This is a genomic window from Colwellia psychrerythraea, assembly GCF_000764225.1.
Classification (GTDB): domain Bacteria; phylum Pseudomonadota; class Gammaproteobacteria; order Enterobacterales; family Alteromonadaceae; genus Colwellia; species Colwellia psychrerythraea_D.
Map to the genome: position 1 here is coordinate 404,077 of NZ_JQED01000055.1, position 25,076 is coordinate 429,152.

Consider the following 25,076-nt stretch of genomic DNA (forward strand, 5'->3'; position numbering starts at 1 on the left):
GAAACGCCTTTAGGCAAGACATTGATTGAAGAAAATAGTTATTTTATTGTCGAAATCAATAACGCAGCATAAAATGATTCTAAACCAGCCCTGCGGGGATGTCTGAGCAACTCATGCTCATTGTTGCCTCCTTTATTAAGGGAATAACCCTTAATAAAATGAGACGCCTTGATTATGAATCGCTCAGGCGTCCTGAAACACACATCTTCAAGTCGCTTGGGTATGTATTTAAGTTAGGCGAAAGCCTTGCAAGCAGAGAATAAATAAAATGCCAAAAATTATATTTTTACCTAATGAAGAGTTATGCCCTGATGGCGCGGTCGTTGAAGCAGAAACCGGTGAGAGCGTATTAAACGTTGCCTTAAAAAATGATATCGGTATCGAACATGCCTGTGAAAAAGTATGTGCCTGTACTACCTGTCACGTTATTATTCGCGAAGGCTTTGACTCAATCGAAGAAGGTGATGAACTTGAAGAAGATATGCTTGATAAAGCTTGGGGTCTAGAACCAGAATCTCGTCTAAGTTGCCAATCGATTGTTGGTGATGAAGATTTAGTGGTTGATATTCCTAAATATACAGTGAATATGGTGTCTGAAAATCACTAATTAGTTTTTAAAAACACGTATTAACAAAGGGTTATAACATGAGAATGTTATTACCCTTTTTTAGTCTCAGGCTAGCCATTTTTAACTTGAAAATACAGCATGGTGTCGAAGGCTATAATAAACCGTTTTGTTCGAATGCTATAAAATGGATAAATATAAAAAGGACTGGATATCCCAGCACAGAGCATCATGTTATTTCATTTGGTATATACTTATGAAAAGGTGAATGATACCAATAGGGGTCTTTTTGACGAGTAGTGAACTAGAGTTGGAAAAATACATACAGCGTGATGCTGCGGCATTGTTATACGGCAATGCAATTTCAGGTATTGTGATCTCTTGGATTACAGCTAGTTTTCTTGTTTTTACCTTCAATGATCCATTAACCGACTCTTATAAATATATGTGGTGGTGTGGCTTGAGCTTACTGTTTATGCTCAGAATAGTTGATGTCATCCACTGGAAAACTAAACTTCAGCACACTGATTTTGATGGAGAAAAGGCGGTTAAGCGTTATATTACCGGCGTCAATCCTACCGGCGTTATGTGGGCGCTATACTTAGTTTTTATCACAAAATATAATAGCTCAGTCGAATTGACCACAACACTTATCGCAATCGCTACAATGGCTGGCGGCTCCGCTACGATTCTTGCAGCTCATAAATACACCGCAATGTTTTATGCATTCATACTACTCTCGCCGGCCTCAATTGGTTTGCTCTTATCTGATCAACATGCATTACAATTACTGGGGTTTTTGGGCGTTTCATACAGTATAGTGATGCTTATTACTTCTAAAAAATCGGCAGATTTCACGCGAAATACTTTATTTTTAAAAAATGAAAATAATGTGTTAATACATCAAATGGAAGAAAAAGTTGAGCAGCGAACGCGAAAAATCTATGAACTCTCTAATCTTGATTCGCTCACAGGGCTGTATAATCGTGCTGCTTTTATCAGTCATTTACAAGCCGCTCTATCTTCCTCAGCAAAACCTTTTGCGCTGTTATTTATTGATTTAGATGGCTTTAAGAAAATAAATGACTCTATTGGACACCTAGCTGGTGACCAAATTTTAAAACAATCTGCTGAACGACTAAAAATCTGGTCTTTAGATACGAAATTATTGTGTCGTTGGGGGGGCGATGAGTTTTTAATGGTTTTAGCTGATACTAATGAGAATGACGCGGTTGAAATATCTGAACAATTGATAGAAATGTTATCGGATCCTCATCATACTGAAAATAGCGTGTTATCTGTCGGTGCAACAATAGGTATTGCATTGTACCCAGAACATGCCAAGACCGAAGACCGTCTAATTCAATCAGCAGATATGGCGATGTATTATCAAAAAAAGCAGGCTCGTTCTACGGTTGGTGTGTTTACGGAGCAAATGGATCAACTTTATTCTTACGAATTGCGTTTGAAAAATTCACTGACCAAAGCGATTGAAAAACAACAGCTAAGGCTTGTTTTTCAGCCAATAGTATCATCTAACGACAGCCAGATAGTCGCTTTTGAAGCGCTTTTGCGTTGGCAACTTGACGATGAAAATATTCCACCGGATGAATTTATTGGTATTGCTGAGCAATATGGTTTGATTCACGAAATAGGTGCCTGGGTATTAAATGATGCTTGCTTGCAAGCGAGCCAATGGTCTTTTGAACAAGCGTTGCCTGTTTGTGTCAATGTTTCCGTAATCCAGCTACAAGATGAGCATTTTATTTCTATTATTGATGATGCACTTTCGAGCAGCTCATTATCAGGCGAACGTTTGCATATAGAAATTACCGAGTCGGTGTTTGCTGCAGATACCAGTATTATATCGGAACGTATTAAGCAACTTCAACACCGAAAAATAAAGGTGTCCATTGATGATTTTGGCACTGGATATTCATCTCTATCAGTGATTCAAGACTTAGCGATTAATATGGTTAAAATTGATCGTTCGTTTGTAAATAAAATGAATACTAATGGTCATGCGATTATTTCTGCCGTAATGCATATTGCCTCATCATTAGATTTTTTGGTTATTGCTGAAGGTGTGGAAACTGAAGAACAAGCCCAAGAGTTACAGAAGTTAGGGGTACATTACCTACAAGGTTATCATTACTCTAAACCTTTAGAGATCGAAGATATTGATAGTTACTTAATTCAAGAGCCGGAGAGCTATTGATAACAAAATTGAATAATTTGCACTGTACTTTTTACTCCATGCTCTGGTGTGTAAAGCTAGAAAATAGACTTATCCGCCTTAAGATAATTGCTGAGCAGCTCGTTCACAGGCAAGTGTTAAACGCATAAAAAATTCTTCAGTGGTTAGGCCAAATCTAAGGGTATCTTGCTCATCGGCTAAGCGACAATAAATGCCTTGTTGGCAAAGCAGTTTATATAATTTTTTTGCCGTATCTTGCTGGTGAAAACTCAGCGTAAGAAATAAATCACAACCATTAATTGTGTGGAGTATCGTTTGAGGAAATGCTTGTCTTAGCAAGTTTTCTTGCATAACTCTCAGTCGGTTTAAGTTCTCTTTCTGAGCGGCTTGCCAGCTGGTATCTTGCAATGCATATTGTGCAATTAATTGTGCTGGCCCGTTAACTTGCCATGGACCGACTAACTCCTTGAAAGCCTCACACCAATAACTACTCGCCAGTAAAAATCCAATACGAATACCCGCTAAACCAAAAAACTTACCAAACGATCGTAATATAAGCGTGTGATTATTTTCAGGTTGATTATATTTCTTAGCAGCCGTTTGACTAGCAAAAGGCTGATTTACTAGCACAGTGTCTGACATAACATCAATGAAGGCTTCATCAAGCACTAGTAATCCATCGAGCTGTTCTAATTGTTGACGGTATTTATTAATAACCTGAGCATTGTAAAACTTTCCGGTTGGGTTATTAGGGTTAATAATCACCAAGACACTGTTGGGTAATATATCGGTAATTACAGGGAGACTTTCTTGGTAAAAATGTAAGTGATAACCAGCATTTTTCCAAGCCTGAGCATGTTCTTTATAACCACGCTCAGGCAAATACACGTCTTGGCTATTTGTGTTCTTTTTACCGTATAACGCTGGTAACGCTTTAATTATAGCCTGACTACCATTGGTGATCATTAGTTGAGAGCATTGGTAGTACTGCTGTGCTGCCGTGATTAGCGCTAAGTTTTGTTGCGGTAACTGTTGCCAAACACTTAAAGGTATATCAGGAATAGGATAACTAATTGGTGCAATGCCTGTGGATACGTCGATCCAGTCGTTAAGCGGGATATTATATTGTGTAGCAACTTGTTGTAGCTGCCCGCCATGAAGTAAAGCCATCTTATTCCTAAAAATACTGTGTAAACGAAAATTAGCGTGTCAGATAATTATTGAAGCAAATAATGAATTAACTGAAATATGAATATCAACACTAATAAAAATAGGCTAGCACGAGTAACCACAAGTAAACTCGTCGGTATGTCTTTGCTGGTAACACTATTACCAAAACCTAAAGTAACTGAGTTGATTGTTTTTCCGTGGTAAAGAGCACTACCACCTAATTGCCTATTCATTACAGTTGCACCAGCGGCCATTACCCAGCCGCCGTTATGACTTTTGTATTGATTACCTTGCTTATAGGCATTAGTCATAGCTTTTATAGTACTAGCAGTTTTTAGTCCTTGAAGGGCGTACAGTAGCGTACAACATTTACCGGAAAGAAAACCGAGTACATCATCAAGTCGAGCACTGGCATAACCAAAGTCATTGAAACGTGAGTTCTTATATCCCCACATTGCATCTAACGTATTGGCTAGTCGATGTATCATTACCAAAGGTGCGCCACCTATTAGGTAATAGAATAATGAAGCGATAATCGAATCATGGCCATTTTCTAGCATAGATTCTATGGTCGCCCTCGACATCTCTTGCTCAGAGAGCTTAGTGGTGTCTCTGCTGACTAAATAGCCGGTAAAATATCGAGCTGTTGTTAAGTCCTTGGCGTTAAGCGGCTGGTAAACTTGCATCGCGTGCTGATGCAAGCTGTTTAGACCGATAGCAAGGTAAATAATGGTAGCATCAAGCAATATTTGCCAATACCAAGTTAGGTGATTAAATTGGTAAAAATAAATGAGGGGTAAGGGTAACACCAGTAGGCACCATGCCAATGTACCTAGCAACTTAATTTTCACCCTGTTTTTTTGACAGATAACATTATCTTGAAGCGCTTCATTGTTATTTTTTTTTGATGCTTGCCAAGCAGTATTTAGCTTAGTTTCTAGTTTTTTTGCTAAGCAGCCAAAACCTACTAAGTAATGAAAACGCTTAGCTTCACCTAAATACTTATCAAGCAATAACGCCAAAAATACCGTGATAAAGACAGAGAAATCAGGCAGTAGTATTATGGTTTGCTGATAGATGTTGGTGATAATTTCTGACATTAAATTAGCATACTCTAGTATTTTACAAGCTTGAACTTGTTCAGTGTAATAGCAATGGTTTTCCTGCTTTCAGACTTAAAGCACATTAGCTTGCTAACTGAAAACACTCATCATCGTGCAGGTAAGTTAACGGTAATAGGCAGCCATTATCAAATAAATCATAGGCATTGCCAGAGGTATTATGGCCTAATTTTGCTAAAAAACAGCGTAATGCTTCTCCATGGAAAATAACTAAAATGTTTTTATTAAAGTGATTATTGGCTATCTCTTTAAGTGCTTGATAAATTCGAGAGCCACAGCTCACAGCACTTTCACCCTTGGGTGGTGAAACCTCGGTAAATTGGTGTAATATTTCATGATAGTTTTTGTCAGATTTAATATCCGCAATATACTGTCCCTGCCAAGGACCTAAATTTCGTTCTATGAGTTCATTCACATGAGTGACAGGAATGTTTAATATTTGTTGGCAAATTCTCGCACTATCAACTGATCGCCCTAAGGTTGAGGAAACAATTAAATCGATTTTTTGGGGAGCAAGGTGTAAGGCAAGTTGTTCTGATTGTTGTTGGCCTACTTGGGTCAGTTTACTATCTAATTGCCCCTGAAAACGATGAACTTTGTTCCATGTTGTCTGCCCGTGACGTGCTAAATATAAAGTTGTTTTCATTTCAATCCAATAACAATCATGATGTTTTCATACCATCTAAGCGGGTGAGAATAACTAAATCGTGACTTAGGTTCAACGCAAATATTAAGACTAATGATTATTCTCTTTTTAGTGAGCGCTTTCACGATTAAGGCGTTAATTGTTGAATAACTATTCTGTATAACGTAATATCCGCCCAGATTTAGGTGTCTTCGGTGTTAATTTATCCTGAACATAGGATGGATAAATAGCACTCATGAAGATGAAACGTGAAACTGGTGAAATACCAGTACTGCCCCCGCAACGGTAACTGTGAGCCGCAACAAAACCACTGTATTAAATCATTATTTTATCATCATAATAATGAACGTATGGGAAGGTGTTGCAAGTGCTATGATCAGGAGTCCGGAGACCGGCCTAGATTATAGTTACTTATCGATGATAGCTAACTATTACTCGACAACCGCGGTGGGCGGTATTTCAGAGAAAAGTGAATGCGCTGAATTACAGCAATAGATAGCTATAATAGTTAGTCGTTATCGCACCAAAACGTGTTTATCGATTGCCTAAAAAGTGATTTTCGACAATTGGCTTCTCAATAATTGAGGTGTGAATCGTGTTTGTCATTTATAGTTTACCTAGATAGCTTCGATAGCCCCAAAGCATTTACTGTCTTTGATTTCCTTCACCGTTACTATTATGTACATTTTAGACAACGGGATCGTTATGAAATCAGCCAATCAAAAAAACAATGTTAGCTTGCTTTTTGCAGTATTTGCTTTGTTAACATTACTCATGCTTGCCACCCGTACACATCACTTTGCCAGTTTTAATAGCTTACCAAGTGCTTCAATTGCTATTTTTTTTCTTGCAGGTATGTATTTGCGCAACATGAAGGCTTTTTGGTTTTTCTATATTTTATCAGTCACTATCGACTTGGCGTCATCCTATTATCGCGGTCAATTTGGTGATTGTATTACCACCTCTTATCCTGCTCTAGTGCTGAGTTATGGTGCTATGTTTGTCGTTGGTTATTACAGCAAGCCCAACTGGCAAAGCTCCAGTTGGCAAATCAATATTATTAAAGTGACACTGGCGTTATTTATCGCAAGTTCAATTGCCTTCTTTATTTCAAATGGTAGCTATTACGCACTCTCGGGTAAGTTCCCCGTTTTATCGTGGGCAGAATATGCTACCCGTGTAGATAAGTATTATTTTAGATCTATTTCTAACCCTGTTTTTTATGTGATTACCGCGGTGGTTATTGATTTTACTGTCAGCCATTTCTTTACCGATAAAGCGATTGATACTAATGCCAAGGTAACAGGAAAACGGTAGTTTTTTACGTCATAACAAGCAAATTCATATTATAGCAACCGAATTAATTATCCTTAGGTGAGTCATAAATTGTCCGTTGTTATTAAAGGTATACTTAATGTCATCAGCGAAAAATAAAGCCATTCTAAACCCTGCATTTCAAGATAAGCAAGAGCAACAAGTGGGTAGTGGTGTCATGTGCTCGGCGCTTATTGTTGCCGCGCCGCATTCAGGCTCTGGTAAAACGACGGTAACAGCGGCATTAGCGCGATATCATCGTGATCAGGGGCGTAAAGTCACGGTATTTAAAGTCGGCCCTGATTTTATTGACCCGATGATCTTACGCCAAGCCAGTGGGGAATTAGTATATCAATTAGATCTATGGCTTGTCGGTGAGCAAGGATGTCGAGCCTTGCTACATCGAGCAGCGATGGAATCAGATCTTATTCTCATTGAAGGTGTTATGGGACTCTTTGATGGCACACCTAGCAGTGCAGATTTAGCCAAGTATTTTAATATCCCTGTAATGGGCGTTATTGATGCAAAAGCGATGGCGCAAACCTTTGCTGCAGTGACTTTTGGTTTAGCCAAGTTTTGTGATGACTTGCCATTTTCAGGGGTCATTGCAAATCGAGTAAATACCGAACGTCATGCTGAGTTACTCAGTACTAGCTTAGCAAAAGACATTCGCTTTTATGGCCGACTCCCTAAAGATGAAACCATAACATTACCAGAGCGTCATTTAGGTTTAGTGCAAGCGAAGGAACTTAGTGATATTGATGCACAGCTTGAGAAAGCGGCCAGTCATATTGCTCATACCGGTTTAACAGAGTTACCAAACCAAGTAGAGTTTTTTGCGCAAGAGGCTGATATTAATAAAGGTGAAGGCCAAGAAAAAACTATTGACGGTGCATTGGAGGGTACGCGCATTATCATTGTCAGAGATAATGCCTTTAGCTTTATTTATGCCGCCAATATTGCTTTTTTAAGGCAAGCTGGGGCTGAACTAATTTATTGCTCGGCGCTAACTGATGGCCACTTACCCGAGGGCGATATTTTATATATCCCCGGGGGGTACCCTGAGCTTTATGCTGAACAACTAATGAACAATGCCACTTTTATTAGTGATATAAGAACATTTGCTGCTAATCAAAAGCCGATTGTCGCAGAATGTGGCGGCATGTTGTATTTACTGGAACAGCTAACTGATATGCAAGGGCAGCAGTTTTCAATGGCAGGTCTTATGCCGGGTAAAGCAATCATGCAGAAAAAACTTGCAGCTATTGGTTCACAATGGGTTTCTTTACCGTCCTTTGCTGACAATGTTGAGGAAAGCGCTGACGAAGGGGTGACGCCTGACAGCGCAGATAATATTATGCGAGGACACAGCTTTCATTATTCTTGCGCTGAAATTGATTTAGCGCCTATCAGTCAAACTACCCATCATCCTAGTGAACGTGCTGGTGAATTTGTTTATCAACATAACAATATTTTAGCTTCATACATGCACTGGTATTTCCCAAGTAATCCAAGCTTAACTTTACGTATATTTGATAAAGCCCGTTATCTGTAGCTGATAAAGCTAATCACGGTCTCTAGCAATGAGTGCTTTTGCATTTTCTAAACATTATGTGCGCTATCTTTGTAGCGCTTTTTTATGAGATTTTTCATGACATTTTTTCAGTTAAATAAAGTAAGCATAAGACAGCTTTTACGCTATGGCATTGCTAAAGCCTACAATGTGCTGTGCGTGTGTTTTTTATCAATTATTAGCAGCTCAGCACTCCACGCTGAAGAGATAAAAATGCTAGCTTTAGTGTCAGATCGTTCCGCCGCTAGCATGGTTACCGGCGCACATCAGTTTTTAGCGACACAAGCTGAGGCGAGTGACGCATCAGCTAACAGCAGCATTACCATTCGCAGTGTTAGTCAACTGAATCAATTAACGAACACTGAAATACAGCAATTGATTAATCAACACCAAGCGCTGGTGGTTGCTGGGGTATTTGGTGAATCAGTCGAACGTTTGTTGGCATTAAAATACCAACCTCAGCAACCGCGTTTCATGTTAAATACCGATCGACGTTTAATGGCTTTGCATCAAGACCCGCAAGGCGGAAAGGTTGCAAATTTATCGAAAAAACAACGCCAATCGCTGATGGCTTCATTAGATAAGAGTCACTATTTAACGGCGTTAACCAAGAAACAAGCACAGTGGCCACAGTTTGCTTATTGGCTGCAAGCGCGAGCTTATTGGCAAAATAGAGGTAAAGAAAACCTGGGGCAGCTATTTACTTGGTTAGAGAAAATTACTAGGGCAAAGCCAGGTATTAATCATGAGAAGCTGTTAAGACAAGCGGCAACTATATTACCGCTGCAACCCGTATGCTTCTACTGGCAAGAGCAACTGATCAGTATTGCTGAGTTAACAGCTAAAATTGAAAACAAGCAAGTTACCCCTGAAGATAAAGCTAAACCATTAGTGTTTATTGTTGACCATGATACTGGCGATCAACCCGGCCAGTGGCAACTGCATCAGCAGTTATGTCAAAGCCAATGGCAATGTGTCTCTGTACTGGCGGGTTGGGGTAAACCCAGTGAGCGAGCGATTGAAGTTATACGCAGCTTTGAATCGACACAGCCATTAGCCTTGATAGCCTTACAAGACTTTGTTATTGGCGGTGGTGAAGGCCGAGAAGCGGTAACTCAACAGTTTGAAGCACTGAATATTCCAGTATTTAAAGGTATAAGAGTGACTGAACTCAACGCCTTAGCCTATCAACTTTCTCCTACTGGCTTACCGAGTGATAGCGTGCATTACCGCGTGGCGATGCCGGAACTACAGGGGATCTCTCAGCCACATATTTTAGCGTTAGCATCCAGTGCCAAGCTTGATACTGCGACAGGGGCAAGGTTATCCATTAGCCAAGTATTAAAGAAAGAAGTTGGACGTTTACAAGCAAGAGTCAATGCTTGGTTAGCGCTTAAAGTAAGTGATAACGCAGATAAAAAAGTGGCTATTGTTTATTACAACCATCCGCCAGGACGACACAATATTGGTGCGGATAATTTAGATGTGCAGCAGTCGTTATGGCAAATATTGCAACAGTTAAAAGCACAAGGTTACGATCTTGGTCCAGAGGCTGATTTTCCAAAATCTGCTGAAGCATTATTAGATTTATTACAAATGAAAGCGGTCAACTTACCGCAAGATGCAGGCGCGCTAAATAAAATGGCGCCATTAATTAATGCGATGTCAGTCAATGAATATCAAGGCTATTTTGATAGCTTACCCAGCATTGTTAAAGCTGAAATGATTGAAGGACCACTAGGGTATCTGCATGCAAACGTTAAGTTTTATTTACTTGAACAAGGCCAAGAAGAATTAGCACAATTACCTGCTATTGAACGTAAAGCGGTGCTAGATGCGTTACTTGAGAATATCGAAAATACGTCAGTGGATTTGCACCATGCATTAGATGGCATCAGACATAAAGGACGTGCACGTGCGTTAGATTTATTGGCACAATTGACCGAAGTTTATCGTGAATTAATTGCCCTGACACGCGAGAACAGTGCTGTATCAACAGAGCAATGGCAAGCGGCCGATGCATTCAAAACAGCGCTCATTGCCATGCAAATTGAAGGCATTCGCGGTTGGGGTAAAGTACCGGGTAAAACTATGGTATGGAATAATGAAATTTTGTTACCGGGAGTGCAATTTGGCAATGTCTTTTTAGGCCCTCAGCCTCCAAGAGGATGGGAACTGAATAAAGAGTTATTACATGCCAATATGACGTTTCCACCACCGCATCAATATTTAGCCTTTTATTATCACTTACGTGCAGTCTTTCAGGCCAATGCCATTGTGCATTTAGGTCGACACTCTACTTATGAGTTCTTGCCTAAACGTGCCGTTGGTTTATCTGCAAGCGATTACCCATCACTGATTATTGACAGTATTCCCAGTATTTATCCTTACATTGTTGATGGCGTAGGAGAGGGGATTCAAGCCAAACGTCGCGGTATTGCGGTTATGTTAGATCACTTAACGCCGCCGCTGGCGACTACTGAGTTATACGATGGCTTACTACAACTGCGTCAGCTTATTGAAAGTGCTGAGGCCGCCTCAAATCAAGATACCAAGAAAAAAGCCATTAAAGCACTGCGTCATAAAATTAAAGTATTGAATTTAACGGATGAACTTGTCGCAAGCATGGATGAAGAGCTACAAGTACGGGGTATTGGTTTTGGCGAAGTTGATGATGACTTTTTACTGCACGAAGTGGGACATTACCTCACTAAACTGCAAGAAGATTTTATGCCCTTAGGCTTGCATGTTTATGGTAAAAATTGGCAGCAAGATGCTGTTGATACCATGATGAATTCGATTGAAAAAGGTGAGTTAGATTTAAGTGATACTCAGCGAGATGCAATTAAAAGAAATTTGATTAAATCACCAAAAAGCGAAATGTCAGCTTTTCTAAATGCCTTAAATGGTGGTTTTGTCGCGCCAGGCAAAGGTAATGATCCGATAAGAACACCGGATGCGTTGCCAACAGGACGTAATTTTTATGCCCTTGATGGCAGCTTGATCCCATCACAACTTGGTTTTAGTACTGGGCAACAACTCGCCAGTAAGGCTCGACAAGAAAACTCAGTTATTGATAAAAGCCATAAAGAAGCTGTTATTTTGTGGGCATCCGATGCTGTGCGTGATGAAGGCGCTATGATTGCTTTTGGTATGGACATGTTGGGCGTGAAACCGGTGTGGAATCGTCGCGGCATTTTGAAGTCTCTACAACTTGTTCCGCTCAATGATACGCGGACTGAACGACGTGATATTGTTTTTACCACTTCGGGCCTATTCAGAGATTTATATGCTCAGCAATTAGCTTGGCTTGACCGTTCTGTGCTACTGGCACTGGCCGCGAGTAAAAAAGTAATTGAGCGTGATCATCCCGCATTAATCAGTGCATTAAAGGCTGCGCTGCAGCCTGTTGAACATATGCTTGAACAGCAAAAGCACGATTTTAATGAAAGTCTATCGAGTAATATGGTTGCCAGTAATTGGCTGCGTGAAGCGCAAGCTTTATTACGCTCAAATGGGAATATCAGTGCTGAGTTATTGGGGCGTCAGGCAAGTTATCGTATTTTTGGTACTGCCCCAGGCGCTTATGGCGCTGGTATTAACCGTTTAGCTGAACGTTCTGGTGCTTGGCAAGAGCGCAAACAATTAGGTGAAGCGTATATTAAACGTATGAGTCATGCCTATGGTGTGCCTAGCGTTAGTGGCGAAATGGGCAGAAATGTTCAAGCTTTATTTCGCCAACAGTTAGCACATGTTAATAACACCTATTTAGGTCGAGCGAGTAACCTTTATGGCTTAATTGATAATAACGATGCTTATGATTATTTGGGTGGTTTAAATCTCGCGATAGAAACCATTGCTGGCGAGCAACCCGAAAGCTTTGTTATTTCTCACGCCAATACTAAAAAATTGTCAATAGAGCCGTTGCAAAGCGCTTTATTGTCAGAATTACGCGGGCGTTTTCTTAATCGACAGTGGATACAGCCGTTAATGAAACAAGGCTACGCTGGCGCGAGAACAATGGGCAGCGAATTTATTGAAAACCTGTGGGGATGGCAGGCCACTAGCCCAGAAATTATTCGTTCATGGGTATGGCAAGATTTAAAAGCTATTTATATCGATGACAGCCTAGAAATAGGCTTGGATGAGTTTTTGCAGCAAAAACATAATGTCCATGTGCAAAGCAACATTTTGGCGATAATGCTGGTTGCTATTGAAAAAGGTTTTTGGCAGGCAGACCAACAAACTCAGACGGAACTTGCAGAAAAATTTGCTAAAAATATTGTTGAACATGGTATTCCTGGTAGCGGGCATACTCATGCTAATCACCCACTTTATGAGTTTATTAAACCGCTGTTATCTGCGCCATTAAACGCTCAACTGGCAGCAGTATTAGCGGCGGCGAATCATACCCCAGCAGGGGATGTTGGCTCTGGTGTGCAACATATTCAAGAAATAAGCACTGAGGTAGCACAGCAAAATGACAATGCTTTAAAAGATGCTGCACAGGAAAGTTTACCAGAAGATGCGACAGAAACTTCGGATGAAACCTCTATGAAATCAGACTACTTATTTCTGGGATTAGTTTTTGTCATCTTACTTTTAATATTAGCGGGATATCTTCGTTCTCGTCGTCAGTTAGCTACCTTGGAGCATTAATATGTTGTATGGATTTTCATTAGAGTTAATGCATTTAATTACCTCATGGTTATTACAGCCTGTGGTGTGGGGATTATTATTTTTTACTGCCTTAGCCATTTATGAGTTAGGTATTGCTGTGGGAGAGCGATTTTCTGTTATCCCAGCATTAGTTAAGGCGAAGTTAAGGCGAGAGCTAATTGAGCAAGGAAAGAAACGTATAGAGCGAGCTGATTTCATTACGCGTATCGCGCCAATGTTAGGTTTAATGGGGACTTTAATTCCTTTAGGGCCAGGATTGTCAGCTTTAGGCACAGGAGATATAAGTATATTGACCACGGCGATGACAGTGGCCTTTGATACCACCATTATTGGTTTACTTGCCGGTGTTATCGGTTTTATTTTAGGGCGAATTCGCAGGCGTTGGTACGATAATGCCATGCAGCGTTTAGAGGATGAAGGGGACGGTTTTTTGTCGGTTGCCCAGCACGAGCCAAGTAGTCAAACTGTTTTAGCTAAGAGCGCTTAGAGCTATATTACCGCGAATGAAAATTTTTATGAAAGGGTCACGAGATGAGTAATGCATGGCGTAGCAGCCAGTTCGATAGTCAAGAGCAAGAGCCTTTAGGTCCGCTGGCAAACTTAATTGATATTATGCTGGTTTTTTGCTGTGGCTTGATTGCAGCACTTGTCGCGTTGAGTCCAGAGTTAGAACAACACTTTCAAGTCAAGCAGCAATCTGCAACTAAGAAAGAGTCTTCAGTAAGTAAAGAGCCTTTAGCAAATAAAGAGTCGTCGACAAGAATTCAGCCAGTAGATTCGGTAGGTAAAGAGCTAACCTCAACGCCAGAAGCATTGAAAAACAGACTTCAGAGCCAAGAAGGTTATCAGTCTATGGGGCAAGTATATCGCGACCCTGAAACGGGTAAATTAATTCTAATCAGCAATGAAAAATCATAAAAACAAATATAACCACAGTGAATCTTCAAAGGGTTATGAATAAATAGAAAGTGAGCAAGTAATGAATGAAAGTCATAAAGGTAGTGAAACTGAGAGCCAAGAAGCATTAACAAAAGAGCAAAAACACATTGAACGACAAAAGAAGATAAAAGCGAGTGTTGATCAACGAGTTGCGCAAGCGACAGAAGAGCGTGGTGTTTTTGTAGTGATAACAGGTAACGGTAAAGGTAAAAGTACCTCGGGTTTTGGTACGGTATTACGTGCTATTGGCCATGGGCAAAAAGCAGGTGTGGTGCAATTTATTAAAGGCACTAAGTGGGAATGCGGCGAAATGAATATCTTAAAGCAATTTGATGTTCAGCACTATGTGATGGGCACAGGCTTTACTTGGGAAACACAAAACACTGAAACAGATACCATCGCAGCTAAAGCCGCATGGCAAAAAAGTAAAGAAATGCTCAGAGATGAAAATCTTGATATTGTTTTACTCGATGAGATGACTTACATGGTTAAGTACGGTTATATCGAATTAGATGATATTATTGACGCGCTAAATAATAGGCCTAAAATGCAGCATGTATTAATTACTGGGCGTGCTTGTCATCGTCGGTTGGTAGAGCTGGCCGATACGGTTTCTGAAGTACAACCAATAAAGCATGCATTTAAAGCTGGGGTTAAGGCGCAAAAGGGACTTGATTGGTAATCAGTCGTTATACGGAAATGTTTATCGTAAGTTACCAGTCCCTTATTCCGATCTTTATGTTTAGCTATGTTAATACCAATGTGATCAATGATTTAAGCATATTGGTATTATTTTAATTTTTAATCAAATAGTAGAATGAGTTATGGCTTTAGAATTGTGGTTATCGTTAGTAGTTATCTGTGTATTAGGGGCTTTATCTCCCGGTCCATCATTGGCATTAGTCGTGCGTAATACTATGTTGGGCGGCCATAAGCCGGGTTTAGCTACCGCCATTAGCCATGGTTTTGGCGTCGGTTTGTATGCGGCTATTGCGGTAACTGGCATTGGCCTTGTTATTGTGCAATCACCGCTAGTTTTTCAAGTTATTCAGTATACAGGTGCCGCCTTTTTACTGTATTTAGCGTTCAATGCGCTAAAAAGTCATGGCAGTAATATTGACCTTGAGGTTGAGCAAGGTCCAAATGATAAACGTATAAATGGCTGGCGAGACGGATTTTTATTAGCATTTTTAAACCCTAAGTTAGCGATATTCTTTTTAGCCTTATTCAGTCAATTTGTTGATGTTAATGCCAGCTTAACCCATAAATTAATTATGATTTTTACCGTTGGCGGCCTTGATACGCTATGGTATTGCCTCGTGGTCTTTGGCTTAACTAGGGGGCCGGTGTTGGCAAAGTTGAAAGCCAATAGTCATATTATTGATAAAGTAACTGGCGTGGTTTTACTGTTACTTGCCGTGCGTGTGGTGATTAATTAGGTAAGAGAGTAGCTCTTTATTTTCTTAAACAGTAATCAATTGAAAGCTATAGTGGGTGAAGCACCGAAATATCCACCGCTCACTTTATCGTCGCTATGCTCTTTTAGCATGCATAGCACATCAGAAAGTACGACTTCTTTGTGCGCTGACGTTAACTACTAGCTGTTCTTTAAGTCAACTGATAGCCATAAGCCGACATTAACTTTTTAGTTACTGACGGCAGAACAGGTCTAAGCTACTACAACTAATTTAATTTATTTGTACTCTAAAATTCATTCTATATTGAACATACTATTATTTTCCTTATTTCAAATAGCGGACATTAGAATCATCTTGGATGTACGAAGTTAGAGTAAAAAGTCTAAGGTGGTTTCGCCCCCAAAGCGCTCTAGATAGTTGGGTTTTCGACTGGCTGCTTCAATGCATAAGCTGACCTTGAAAAAAGCGGGGAGTAGTCATAACTACCCCCTTATTAATTCAATCTAGTACTATTGAGGAAGCCAATCAGAGATTGCTTTACCAATCTCATGTGGAGAGTCTTCTTGTATGAAATGACTTCCTTTCACTGTTACCTCTTCAAGGTTAGGCCATGTGCGAACAAAATCACGAGCATAGCCAATCAAGAATGCACCTGGCTCAGCATTGATAAATAACTTAGGGATATCTTTTGAATTTGCCAAATAATCTGCATAGCTTCCAACCAACGCAACTGTATCAGCAGGTTCTCCAGCAATGGGAAGTTGACGCGGACCTGCTAAAGTAGCCCGGCGGTCTTCACCATCATTTAAGAATGGTCGACGGTATTCTGCATGCTCAGCCTCGCTTAATGGTCGAGAGATAGTGGATGGCAATAAGGTTTCAATGAAGAAATTACTGTCTAATACCATCTTTTCGCCTTCCGCTGAACGTAATGTACCAATCGGGCCATGCAGTTCTTTTGGAAAATCATCCCAAGTTGGAAATGGAGTAACTATTGCTTCCATAAATGCAATTGTCTTTACAGCATCGCGATGAGTGTTTGCCCAGTTAAATCCAACACCAGAGCCCCAGTCATGGAGCACTAAAGTTACATTTTTATTTACACCCAGCTCCTCTAGTAGAGCAAATGTATATTTACTATTCTCTGCTAATGAATAGTTTCCGTCTCCTCTACTATCAAGCTTCTCAGAATCTCCCATTCCAATCATATCAATTGCAATCAGTCGTCCTTTTCCTTCCATATACGGCATAACGTTTCGCCATAAGTAAATTGACGTTGGATTGCCATGTAAAAAAACAATGGGATCACCTGTGCCTTCATCGACATAAGCCATTTTTTTACCTAATACTGTTTTGAATTTTTTTACGTATTTTAGTGTTTCTGAATCGGTTTTCATTTTATCTATTCGCTCCGTTGATTTTGTTTTCAGTGATATCCCCTCAGCAGAAACAGGTCGCGCTGTGCTAGCAAACGCACTAGTTACCATGATTGCGATGAGAGTGTTTTTATTTAGTTTCTTGAGCATGGCTTTAATTAATTATTATATGACTGAGTCACATAATAATTAATAAATAAATTTTTGTCACTGTTTAATTATGATTGAGTCACATATAATTAAAAAATGAAAAATATAAAATACATATCAAATATAATCGGTGCTTTTGCGACAACGATTTCAACCGACATTGAGAAAGAAGTTTCTGAGTTGGGCGGTAGGAGTTTGAGCCATGAGGCCGCATTAGTAGCAATTCACAATCACCCCAATGAAACTATTGATGTTTTAAGTAAAGTCCTAGCTTTAACACATTCAGGCACAGTCAGGCTTATCAATACACTTGAGAAAGAAGGACTTGTGATGAGATGCCGGTCAGCACAAGATGCGAGATCTGTTGTTCTGTGCACAACAAATGATGGAAATGTACGAGTTCAATTAATACTAGATAGTCGTGAGAGAGTCGCTTTAAAATTGCTTGAAAATTTTAATGATGAACAAAAACAAAGCTTCTTAGAATTGCTCGTAATTGCGATGGGCCATTTAACAGATGAAAAAATAGTGGCTCGTCGAATTTGCCGATTCTGCAATGAGGGGATTTGTCGAAAATTAGGCTGTCCAGTTGAGCAAGCTGTTAAGCGAACTATGTAATGATTCTGATATCTTTGCGGAAATGCTTATTCCAAAGAACGACCTCACAACATTGGGGTCGTCGCTGAGATATCTCACCATTTCAGAAGTACGAAAATAATGGAATCTCAGCATTGCAACTAGACCAGATCAAGAGTTATTGGAATCTTATCTCTACCCTTAATAATCAATTACTAATGTATCAAGTCATCTAGCATCACCAGTTTCAAATCACGTCGTACAATATTCGCTAAATTTATTGTTTTGTCTCTTACAGGATTTGTACAATTTAACTACAAAATGTGTCCATTAATATTACTGTAATACTGAGACATAACGTACGGTTCACTAATGACTTGAATGGTTAGCTTTTTAAATTTCCTCGCACAAGAATCAACAGCTCGGCGAGTCCGAAGCGGTAATTTGTTGCTTTATAACTCAAAATTTACCATTTCTATTTTTAGATTCATTACAAGGATAAATTGTTTCTTTTACTAATAGTGGCGAGTATAACTTGCAATTAAGTCCTAAGGAGCTTTGTGCCCCGAAGCGTCATAGAATTTAATATCTAAAATCATATTAATTTAATGTCCGCTTTAGGAGTTTTCGATTAAATTTTAGTATTGATTTTTTAAGTTTGAAAATGAGAGGGGATAAGAAATCTTATTATCTTATTTAGGACTATTTATCGGATTTTTTTTCATTAGATAAGCCAAATCTTATTTCCGCTATCGTATCAAAGTGAACATAAACCTGCCTAATTTTGATGGCTAATTTAGGTTAACAAAGTGGCAATAGTGATCAATAATTTTCCTTTCTTTATAGATGTGATTCCAAAGAAGATATTAATCTAGTATTTAGGACTAATACTTTGATAGAAATAGTCACTTTAGTAGCCACGCTAATAGTTCATTTCCTATACCCATTAACTAAAAAGCGGCTAACAGTTACCTGTTAGCCGCTTTTGATTGTCAAATGACGCTAAACTCGATTGTTTACTACAGAGCTAATTACAAACCATTATGATATTGCACATTGGTTGAGTCTGGCACGAGTGAATTTAACGCCTCTTGCGCTTTTTCTTGCTCGGTTGATAGTGCATTTGAATGACCAACTAATTCGCTACTCTCTCTGTTACTGTCATTGTTAAGTAACTGTTCAAATTGCTTAATGAGCATGGTTTTATCAGGTGACTCTTTATCACCAGCGCCAATGTTAGTTAAATCAATCATGAAGCCATCAAATAACGGCGCTAAGTCTTGGATAATTTCGGTATTTAAAAACTGATCTTTATTATAAATACTTGGGTAACCGGCTTTTTGCTTATCAATAGCAAAAGATACCCCTTTAAGGTTAGTAATGCTCGTAGATTTATCGCATGACAACATACAACCATTATCAATGCGTGGCTTTTCACAGCCGACACTTTGTTGGAAGAAACATTGTCTACTGGTCATTAATAAAATTGGGTGATAAACGCTGTAAAACAATTTGAAATTATCAGGGCGCGCGATAGTTTTCATTTGTTGGCGGTTTATTTCGTTTGAAATGAAAGCGCCACTACAGTTAAAACCTTCCTTCATCGCTAATAATGCGTATGAATTAGTGGTATTTAAGAAAGGTCCTGCAATCCATTCAATACCTAATTCAAAAGCTCTATTGGCGATACCTGTGTTATTGGTGACGATCAATTTGGGTTTTACTTGCTCTAAAATATTGAGCGCAACATCGTAGTCTTTGCCAATTAATACCGATGGGAACCACGGAATGAGTCGGGGGTTATCTTGGAAAAAGCTAACGAACTTAGTACAGCCTCGTTTATAAGCATCAGGCAGTTTGAAGTAAATGTCAGCATCGGTTACCTCGCCAAGGTTGATGTCATTTTCATCGCATATTAACAGCGATAATTTTGCCCCTTTGTCTTTTTTAGCATGACGTACTAGTTTGGGCAATTCTACTTCAGGCAATACCGATTTTCCGTCATTGAGTAAAGCCGCTATTTTATTTTTAAGCGCAGTAAGTTCTTTAAAAGGAATAGTGACATTCGCTGGAATATTATCAGTACTTAGCTCAACTAAGTTAAACTCTGCGTTATCAAAGCTTTTAAAGCGCTTTTCAATGGCACTATGGTCAAGGCAGTTTTTATCACTTGTGCTCAGTGTGCGCTCAGATTGCATTACATGCACTTGTGCTTGAGCTGCCGTTTGGCTATTGCTTTGGAGGATTTTCTTAGTATTCGCCTCATTAATGTTAACCGTGACGGTTAACGGTTCGCCTACTTCACCGGTGAACTTCAAGGAAAGCGTACGCTTTTCAATACTGAGGTACTTTATTTTATCAAATACATCGGCGTGTATTGCTTCTTTTTCATCATTTAAGTTTTGTTCAACCTCTTGAATCTGTACCACAGATATAGCATTACTATTATCAATGGCGTGATATTTAGAATTGTCACGCGGATTTTCAATGAACATTGATTGGTTTAAATCACCACGTAAAAAGGCATTGGAAAAATCACGATTGAATACTTTGTACAGTCGTTCGCCATCTTCAAGTAACTCACCGGTATTTACAAAACCATCGATTTGTTTACGGAAGCTATCAATAACGGTGTGCACGTAACTAGCCCCTTTGATGCGGCCTTCAACTTTAAATGAATGAACACCTGCATCGATAAGTGCCGGTAAATCAAAAAAGGCAGAGTTGTCTTTAATGTTTAATGGGAATTTATTACCAGATTCGGTCGGTTTATATTCTTCTCGACACGCTTGGCTGCAACGCCCTCTGTTACCTGAGTTACCAACACTTGCTGAAGTGGAGTAACATAAACCAGAGAAGGCAACACATAATGAGCCGTGCACAAATACTTCAGTGAGCACGTCTTCTTGATGCGATACGGCCGTAATGGCACTTATTTCTTTTAAATTTAATTCACGCGATAAGTTAACGCGCGACGCACCTAATTTTTTCAAAAAGGGAATTTGGCCAATATTATGCGTAGTTAACTGCGTTGAGGCATGAATATCTAAGGTAGGGAAATGTTTATTTAAGATATAAAGCATACCCAAATCTTGCACAATAACACCATCAAGCGTGGTGTTCGCTAATTTACTTAATAACTTAGCCAGAGTTTTAAATTCTCGCTCTAGAATAATGATATTGAGCGTTAAGAATATTTGGCATTCGTATTCATGGGCTAGTCTAATAATACCGACGAGTTCATCAAAAGAAATATTAGATGCACGATTTCGTGCATTGAAGGTATCTAAACCGCAGTACACTGCATCTGCGCCTGCAATAATGGCGGCTTTGATCGCATCGATATCACCACCGGGGGCTAATAATTCTATTTTAGGACTCATTTTACAACTTTAGCCAATTAAACGGCGGTTAAATTTCAAAGGGGGGATTTTACTGGTAAAATGAGGCAATGAATACCGTTTACGTCGCTTATTTATGCTGATTATTGTTCACGTTAAAAATTACTGTGCTGGAATTCCCTGCCAATGAAGACAAGTCTTACTAAAAAATCTAATGATACGAGTGCCTTACCTATTATCTATTCGTTGAGAAATTGTCCTTATGCCATGCGGGCAAGACTGGCTATTTTTAAAGCGCAGCAGACGGTATTATTACGAGACTTGGTATTAAGTAATAAACCAGCAGAAATGATTGCCGTTTCACCCAAAGGTACAGTACCTGTATTGGTGCTAACTAATGGCAGGGTAATTGAAGAAAGTTTAGAAGTAATGTTATGGGCATTACAGCAAACAGATCCAGATGATTTGTTTCACTGTGATGATGAAGGGGCATTACCTGCAATGCTTTCACTTATTAGTACATTCGATAATGATTTTAAAACGAGTTTAGAAGCGTATAAGTGCGCAAAACGTTATCAAGAGGATAATGTTGACGAGTGCAGAATTGTTTGTCAGCAATACATTGAACAATTAGAGCAACGGTTAACTGAGCATAGGTTCTTGATGTCAGATAAAGAAAGTTTGGCAGATATTGCGCTAGTGCCCTTTATTCGACAATTTGCGCGCGTTGAGCGTCAGTGGTATTTGCAATCACCTTACCCAAAAGTAAGGCGATGGTTAAATAGTTATTTGCAGAGTCCTGTTTTTACTAAAGTGATGGCGAAACATCCTTTGTGGTTAGATAATCATGAAGATGTACTGTTTGGTGTTAATTAATTCACTAATTAACTAACTACAGAAGGCACCGCTTCATTTAATAATTCACTAACAATCAGCTTGAGTAAGAAAGTCTCACGCTCTATTGATAGGCCTTTCTTGTCGCTTTTAGCGATGGTTTCTTCGTTGTGAACAATGGCCTGATGGATATTCATCCATACCGGGTGCATACCGTTACTTAGCTCATGGGCTTCAAGCTCTGGCTCAAGTAATTCATCATCGATGGTGCAGGTATAACAATATGATTGCATATGAACGATATCAAAGCCTTCTTTATGCCATGGTCTGAATTCTTCATACAGACCAAACGCTTTAACATTTTGAATGCTATGTGCCCCTGTTTCTTCTTTTAATTCACGGATAAGTCCATCAATATTACTCTCGCCTTCATCAATACCGCCGCCAGGCAAACTGTAGTCGTGATATCGCTTGGTATATAGCAGTAATATATTGTCACCTTTAAGCACAATTGCTCTGGTTGCCTTACGGGTAAATTGTTTGGCTGACAGATCGTTGATGTCAGAGTGGACAGTTGATTTAAGTAAGCGCATAAGTGAATGAGGCATAAGTTGAGTGGGGCATAAGTGAGTATTTAATAAATATTGCTGTTAGATGGGGGCTTGCGCCCGTCATATCAAGTTATTGCAAGGTAACAAAGGCAATAGGGTAGTGATAAATACTTGCCTTGTATACCTTGATGTTGCGGTTAACTGTGCTTAGCGCGCGAATTTTGGCAAGCTAGTTTATCACTAGCCAAGGTTATTTTGTTTCAACTTCATCATCAAAGATATCTTCAATGGGTAACTTAAATAGTCTTGCTGCTTTAAACGCTAAAGGTAAACTTGGATCAAACTTACCTTTTTCAATAGCATTAATTGTTTGCCTTGATACCTCTAAAGCTTCAGCTAGTTGTGCTTGAGTCCAGTCTCGTTCAGCACGTAGTACTTTTAAACGATTTTTCATCGATACTTCCTATGACCAGCAATAATAGCGGTTAAATTGGTAAGGCACATAACAATAATTAAATGGGATATTTCAGGCTCAAAGGCAATCAGTTTAATATCTTCTAACAATTCATAACTTAGCCCTACCACTAATCCTACACCTAAGGTAACCGCCATTGCATCGAAAAGGATTTTTTGCTGCATTTCATCTAAACCTCGTAAATAGTCTCTATTAGCAACTAACATTCGAAATCCAACTGCTAGATTAACTAACAGGGTAATAATGGTTAAACTTGTATTGAAGTCCCAAATAAATCTTGGCGCAAATGCAGCAATAGCCATAGTAACAACCCAAACCATTGTCCAATTTCTTAATGATTTTGTATTGGCATTATTTTTTGTTTGATAACTACTTTGTTCACAATCTTGCTTTGTCATAAGTCAGCTCTCTTTGATTTTTTGTAAAGTGTATTTGACTTTATTGTAAGTGCTTTGTTGTCTAAGTCAAGTGTGCTTTACAAAAAGAATGGTCTTCTAGTCTTTACCAGGTACTTTCAATGGCATAAAAATAACAAAAGTTAGCTAATTATTGCTAAATCTGGGTATAATTCCGTAGGTTTTTCGTTGTCTTTAGCATATTAATATTTTGATTCGTATGCGAAAAATACAACACTTATACCCGCTCTACTTCAAGATGCTGAACTTGCATCTTGAAGTAGAGCGGGTATATATCATTTTCACTTATCCGTTATTTTGAAATAACACCTTGAGGATCTTCCCTTGAATAAATATTTAATCTCTCCTTTATTGCTAAGTCTTTTTCTTCAAGGTTGTGGTGGAGGTTCATCCTCTTCGCCTGAAGTGCCTGTAGACCCCGTTGAATACACTTTCTCATTAACTGCACAATTGACCAACGATTGTGGTGTGGCTAGTGCTTTTACAGACGTAGAACTTTTGCTGCAAGATGACTCATGGCAAACGCTAAATACCTATAAAGCAGATGATAAGGGGCTGATAAATTTTGTTACCACTAGTGAGTTTATTAACTACACGTTAGTAGCGAAAGATCAGCAGGGTAGTGAGGCACAAGGGTTGAATGTGGTGAGCTTTTACCAAGCGAGCAGTGCCACGCCATCCCAATATCAAGCGCAGTTTGATGAGTTAGTTGATAACACTACGTGTGAGTGTTTAACGCAAAACCTAGAGCTTTCTCATCGTCCTTTTGTTACCCAAACGGATGTAAGCAGTTCATTACCCTTTGATAATTGGAAAGAAGTTGACGATAGCACAACTCTATTTGAAGGTGTGAAGGTGTGTCGTGCTGTAGAGGGCGATTGGCCATTGCATTCCTTTTCAGTGAAGGGAACTGATGCGAATCAAAAATTGATAGCTGCTGCCGATTTTTCAAATGACTTTTCAGAAAATGTCGCAGGTGTTTGGAGTTTATCTGCTTTTCAAGTAGCGGATGCGGTTGACTTAGTCATGCCCCATCAGGATTTTAATACTAATCAGTTGATTAAAGATATTAAGCATTTTCCTATCGCGGTTACTGAAGATGACGATAGTGTATTAGTCTTTAGTACCCATGATTATATCAGTGAAGCTTATTATCAATCTCAAGCCAGTGTCACTTTTGATGAGAGTAGTTCTATCTTTGGTAGTTCAGTCATTAAAACCCATCATCAAGTGATTTCGACAATTGCACAAGATTCATTTCTAGTGAAAGCAAATGCGCAAAAACCACCAATTGATGATAGAAACTTTTCAGAAATAAAAGAAGATGGTAGTTATGATTACTCGGCTGTCTCAGGTTATCCAATGGCGGTAATAAGTTTTACTTTTACCGCTTACGATCCGGATACGTCTTTATTAATGCCTGCTAAATGGACATTCTATGGGCCTGAGCAAGGGATGTTAGCAATCAGTGCTGACCTAACGGGTTACAAAGACATCATTAATATTGATACAGACAAAAAATCTACCGATATACACTTAATAAAAAGCATGATGACAAATAATTATCAAGACTACATAAAGTATTATCAAGGCGGAAATACCGTAGAGAATGCTATAGAGGCTAGCCATGATTTTGTTAGAAATATTGATGAAGTTGAAATCAGCATCAAGTTGAAATAATTCTTAATTTTTATCAATAAAAAAGCCTGCAAATGCAGGCTTTTTTGTACGTGA

Annotated in this window: 20 protein-coding genes and 1 riboswitch; of the genes, 12 read left to right on the forward strand and 8 right to left on the reverse strand. The window is 39.2% G+C overall.

Annotated elements, in window-relative coordinates; translation table 11 throughout:
• Positions 1 to 268 precede the first annotated feature (268 nt).
• Positions 269 to 607: an ISC system 2Fe-2S type ferredoxin gene (gene fdx / locus ND2E_RS02015; RefSeq protein WP_033095631.1), complete on the forward strand. Its 339-nt coding sequence runs from the start codon at positions 269 to 271 to the stop codon at positions 605 to 607.
• A gap of 247 nt (positions 608 to 854) precedes the next feature.
• Positions 855 to 2,783: a putative bifunctional diguanylate cyclase/phosphodiesterase gene (locus ND2E_RS02010; RefSeq protein WP_223303703.1), complete on the forward strand. Its 1,929-nt coding sequence runs from the start codon at positions 855 to 857 to the stop codon at positions 2,781 to 2,783.
• 78 nt (positions 2,784 to 2,861) lie between these two features.
• Here ND2E_RS02010 and cobD read toward each other — a convergent pair whose 3' ends face one another.
• The 3 genes from cobD to ND2E_RS22560 form a co-directional block, all read right to left on the reverse strand.
• Positions 2,862 to 3,932 carry a threonine-phosphate decarboxylase CobD gene (gene cobD / locus ND2E_RS02005; protein WP_052056979.1) on the reverse strand — a complete coding sequence of 357 codons (1,071 nt, stop codon included), beginning with the start codon at positions 3,930 to 3,932 and terminating at the stop codon, positions 2,862 to 2,864.
• Between the two features lie 47 nt (positions 3,933 to 3,979).
• On the reverse strand, positions 3,980 to 5,032 hold the full coding sequence (locus tag ND2E_RS02000; RefSeq protein WP_033095632.1) for a cobalamin biosynthesis protein CobD/CbiB: 1,053 nt from the start codon (positions 5,030 to 5,032) through the stop codon (positions 3,980 to 3,982).
• Positions 5,033 to 5,117: 85 nt separating this feature from the next.
• Positions 5,118 to 5,699, reverse strand: a complete 582-nt coding sequence (locus ND2E_RS22560; RefSeq protein ID WP_052056981.1) for a histidine phosphatase family protein — start codon at positions 5,697 to 5,699, stop codon at positions 5,118 to 5,120.
• A gap of 178 nt (positions 5,700 to 5,877) precedes the next feature.
• Positions 5,878 to 6,102, forward strand: a riboswitch (cobalamin riboswitch).
• 302 nt (positions 6,103 to 6,404) lie between these two features.
• Between ND2E_RS22560 and ND2E_RS01995 the strand changes: the two genes are divergently transcribed.
• The 7 genes from ND2E_RS01995 to ND2E_RS01965 all read left to right on the forward strand — a co-directional run bounded on the left by ND2E_RS01995 (position 6,405) and on the right by ND2E_RS01965 (position 15,644).
• Positions 6,405 to 7,016, forward strand: coding sequence for a hypothetical protein (locus ND2E_RS01995; RefSeq protein WP_033095633.1), 612 nt, complete (start codon positions 6,405 to 6,407; stop codon positions 7,014 to 7,016).
• Between the two features lie 97 nt (positions 7,017 to 7,113).
• Positions 7,114 to 8,568, forward strand: coding sequence for a cobyrinate a,c-diamide synthase (locus ND2E_RS01990; protein WP_223303704.1), 1,455 nt, complete (start codon positions 7,114 to 7,116; stop codon positions 8,566 to 8,568).
• A gap of 96 nt (positions 8,569 to 8,664) precedes the next feature.
• A complete protein-coding gene (locus ND2E_RS01985) occupies positions 8,665 to 13,245 on the forward strand; it encodes a cobaltochelatase subunit CobN (protein ID WP_052056983.1) in 4,581 nt (1,526 codons plus the stop codon).
• 1 nt (position 13,246) lies between these two features.
• Positions 13,247 to 13,753, forward strand: a complete 507-nt coding sequence (locus ND2E_RS01980) for a MotA/TolQ/ExbB proton channel family protein (RefSeq protein ID WP_033095634.1) — start codon at positions 13,247 to 13,249, stop codon at positions 13,751 to 13,753.
• A gap of 44 nt (positions 13,754 to 13,797) precedes the next feature.
• Positions 13,798 to 14,184 carry a DUF2149 domain-containing protein gene (locus ND2E_RS01975; protein ID WP_033095635.1) on the forward strand — a complete coding sequence of 129 codons (387 nt, stop codon included), beginning with the start codon at positions 13,798 to 13,800 and terminating at the stop codon, positions 14,182 to 14,184.
• A 61-nt stretch (positions 14,185 to 14,245) separates the two neighbouring features.
• A complete protein-coding gene (cobO, locus tag ND2E_RS01970) occupies positions 14,246 to 14,887 on the forward strand; it encodes a cob(I)yrinic acid a,c-diamide adenosyltransferase (RefSeq protein ID WP_033095636.1) in 642 nt (213 codons plus the stop codon).
• 142 nt (positions 14,888 to 15,029) lie between these two features.
• Positions 15,030 to 15,644 (forward strand): LysE family translocator, encoded by a 615-nt coding sequence (locus ND2E_RS01965; protein WP_033095637.1) that lies wholly within the window; start codon positions 15,030 to 15,032, stop codon positions 15,642 to 15,644.
• Positions 15,645 to 16,132: 488 nt separating this feature from the next.
• Here ND2E_RS01965 and ND2E_RS01960 read toward each other — a convergent pair whose 3' ends face one another.
• Entirely contained in the window at positions 16,133 to 17,149 is a 1,017-nt protein-coding gene (locus ND2E_RS01960) for a haloalkane dehalogenase (protein ID WP_223303705.1), read from the reverse strand.
• 96 nt (positions 17,150 to 17,245) lie between these two features.
• Between ND2E_RS01960 and ND2E_RS01955 the strand changes: the two genes are divergently transcribed.
• Positions 17,246 to 17,767 (forward strand): MarR family winged helix-turn-helix transcriptional regulator, encoded by a 522-nt coding sequence (locus ND2E_RS01955; protein WP_033095638.1) that lies wholly within the window; start codon positions 17,246 to 17,248, stop codon positions 17,765 to 17,767.
• Positions 17,768 to 18,756: 989 nt separating this feature from the next.
• Here ND2E_RS01955 and ND2E_RS01950 read toward each other — a convergent pair.
• The gene (locus ND2E_RS01950) at positions 18,757 to 21,108 is read right to left on the reverse strand and encodes a peptidase U32 family protein (RefSeq protein ID WP_033095639.1); all 2,352 of its coding nucleotides are present in this window, start codon (positions 21,106 to 21,108) and stop codon (positions 18,757 to 18,759) included.
• Between the two features lie 144 nt (positions 21,109 to 21,252).
• Between ND2E_RS01950 and ND2E_RS01945 the strand changes: the two genes are divergently transcribed.
• Positions 21,253 to 21,942 (forward strand): glutathione S-transferase, encoded by a 690-nt coding sequence (locus tag ND2E_RS01945; protein ID WP_033095640.1) that lies wholly within the window; start codon positions 21,253 to 21,255, stop codon positions 21,940 to 21,942.
• An 8-nt stretch (positions 21,943 to 21,950) separates the two neighbouring features.
• On the opposite strand, the gene ND2E_RS01940 is transcribed toward ND2E_RS01945, so the two are convergent.
• From ND2E_RS01940 to ND2E_RS01930, 3 genes are all read right to left on the reverse strand, one after another.
• Positions 21,951 to 22,493 (reverse strand): NUDIX hydrolase, encoded by a 543-nt coding sequence (locus ND2E_RS01940; protein ID WP_150113809.1) that lies wholly within the window; start codon positions 22,491 to 22,493, stop codon positions 21,951 to 21,953.
• A gap of 208 nt (positions 22,494 to 22,701) precedes the next feature.
• Positions 22,702 to 22,905 carry a helix-turn-helix transcriptional regulator gene (locus ND2E_RS01935; protein WP_033095642.1) on the reverse strand — a complete coding sequence of 68 codons (204 nt, stop codon included), beginning with the start codon at positions 22,903 to 22,905 and terminating at the stop codon, positions 22,702 to 22,704.
• A complete protein-coding gene (locus ND2E_RS01930) occupies positions 22,902 to 23,324 on the reverse strand; it encodes a hypothetical protein (protein WP_033095643.1) in 423 nt (140 codons plus the stop codon). Before ND2E_RS01930 ends, ND2E_RS01935 begins: the two co-directional genes overlap by 4 nt.
• A gap of 342 nt (positions 23,325 to 23,666) precedes the next feature.
• Here ND2E_RS01930 and ND2E_RS01925 point away from each other — a divergent pair, with 342 nt between their 5' ends.
• On the forward strand, positions 23,667 to 25,022 hold the full coding sequence (locus tag ND2E_RS01925) for a hypothetical protein (protein WP_033095644.1): 1,356 nt from the start codon (positions 23,667 to 23,669) through the stop codon (positions 25,020 to 25,022).
• Positions 25,023 to 25,076: the final 54 nt, after the last annotated feature.

What these genes read in the sequence shown, in the direction of transcription:
- fdx (WP_033095631.1), top strand. Translation starts at nt 269, where the DNA reads ATGCCAAAAATTATATTTTTACCTAATGAAGAGTTATGCCCTGATGGC.
- cobD (WP_052056979.1), bottom strand. Translation starts at nt 3,932, where the DNA reads ATGGCTTTACTTCATGGCGGGCAGCTACAACAAGTTGCTACACAATAT.
- ND2E_RS02000 (WP_033095632.1), bottom strand. Translation starts at nt 5,032, where the DNA reads ATGTCAGAAATTATCACCAACATCTATCAGCAAACCATAATACTACTG.
- ND2E_RS22560 (WP_052056981.1), bottom strand. Translation starts at nt 5,699, where the DNA reads ATGAAAACAACTTTATATTTAGCACGTCACGGGCAGACAACATGGAAC.
- ND2E_RS01995 (WP_033095633.1), top strand. Translation starts at nt 6,405, where the DNA reads ATGAAATCAGCCAATCAAAAAAACAATGTTAGCTTGCTTTTTGCAGTA.
- ND2E_RS01990 (WP_223303704.1), top strand. Translation starts at nt 7,114, where the DNA reads ATGTCATCAGCGAAAAATAAAGCCATTCTAAACCCTGCATTTCAAGAT.
- ND2E_RS01985 (WP_052056983.1), top strand. Translation starts at nt 8,665, where the DNA reads ATGACATTTTTTCAGTTAAATAAAGTAAGCATAAGACAGCTTTTACGC.
- ND2E_RS01980 (WP_033095634.1), top strand. Translation starts at nt 13,247, where the DNA reads ATGTTGTATGGATTTTCATTAGAGTTAATGCATTTAATTACCTCATGG.
- ND2E_RS01975 (WP_033095635.1), top strand. Translation starts at nt 13,798, where the DNA reads ATGAGTAATGCATGGCGTAGCAGCCAGTTCGATAGTCAAGAGCAAGAG.
- cobO (WP_033095636.1), top strand. Translation starts at nt 14,246, where the DNA reads ATGAATGAAAGTCATAAAGGTAGTGAAACTGAGAGCCAAGAAGCATTA.
- ND2E_RS01965 (WP_033095637.1), top strand. Translation starts at nt 15,030, where the DNA reads ATGGCTTTAGAATTGTGGTTATCGTTAGTAGTTATCTGTGTATTAGGG.
- ND2E_RS01960 (WP_223303705.1), bottom strand. Translation starts at nt 17,149, where the DNA reads ATGCTCAAGAAACTAAATAAAAACACTCTCATCGCAATCATGGTAACT.
- ND2E_RS01955 (WP_033095638.1), top strand. Translation starts at nt 17,246, where the DNA reads ATGAAAAATATAAAATACATATCAAATATAATCGGTGCTTTTGCGACA.
- ND2E_RS01950 (WP_033095639.1), bottom strand. Translation starts at nt 21,108, where the DNA reads ATGAGTCCTAAAATAGAATTATTAGCCCCCGGTGGTGATATCGATGCG.
- ND2E_RS01945 (WP_033095640.1), top strand. Translation starts at nt 21,253, where the DNA reads ATGAAGACAAGTCTTACTAAAAAATCTAATGATACGAGTGCCTTACCT.
- ND2E_RS01940 (WP_150113809.1), bottom strand. Translation starts at nt 22,493, where the DNA reads ATGCGCTTACTTAAATCAACTGTCCACTCTGACATCAACGATCTGTCA.
- ND2E_RS01935 (WP_033095642.1), bottom strand. Translation starts at nt 22,905, where the DNA reads ATGAAAAATCGTTTAAAAGTACTACGTGCTGAACGAGACTGGACTCAA.
- ND2E_RS01930 (WP_033095643.1), bottom strand. Translation starts at nt 23,324, where the DNA reads ATGACAAAGCAAGATTGTGAACAAAGTAGTTATCAAACAAAAAATAAT.